The sequence below is a fragment of the Xanthovirga aplysinae genome (assembly GCF_009711365.1).
In the GTDB taxonomy this organism is placed as follows: domain Bacteria; phylum Bacteroidota; class Bacteroidia; order Cytophagales; family Cyclobacteriaceae; genus Xanthovirga; species Xanthovirga aplysinae.
On sequence record NZ_SMMB01000165.1, the window covers coordinates 1 to 551 of the forward strand.

At 41.0% G+C, this 551-nt stretch carries 1 pseudogene; it reads right to left on the minus strand.

The window, feature by feature from the left end:
* Window positions 1-551, minus strand: a pseudogene (locus tag E1171_RS23210) (hypothetical protein); the annotation flags it as partial.

Consider the following 551-nt stretch of genomic DNA (forward strand, 5'->3'; position numbering starts at 1 on the left):
ATTCCAATCATTTCTGTCGCCATTTATTTCGTTAACATTCTCATCAATATCGTTATTATCCCCATCTTGGTTAGCCCAGATTTCTTGACGGTTGTAGTCATTGTTGTTGCCATCTATTGCATTTACCTCGTCAATATTGTGATCGTCCCCACTCTGATCAGCCTTTATTTTCTGGCTGTTTCCATCATTTCTGTTGCCCTGTATTACGTTACCTTGCTCAATTTCAAGGTCATCCCCCCCCTCTTGTCGGGCTCTTATCTTTTGGTTGTTCCAATCGTTGTTATCACCATCAATTTCGTTCGAATTATCGATTACAATATCCTCATCCCCCTCTTGTCGCGCTCTCAGAGATTGTCGGTTATGATCATTTCGATTGCCCTCGATGATATTGTTATCTTCAATTAAATTTTCATCGCCATTTTGTCTAAAACGGAGTGTCTGTTTATTATGATTGTTATTTTGTCCTTCTATTTGGTTATTGTCAAACACTTCTTGGCCCCCGCTCTGGGAACCCACTGCACTTTGGTTGTTGTTGTCATTGCCCTGGGCCA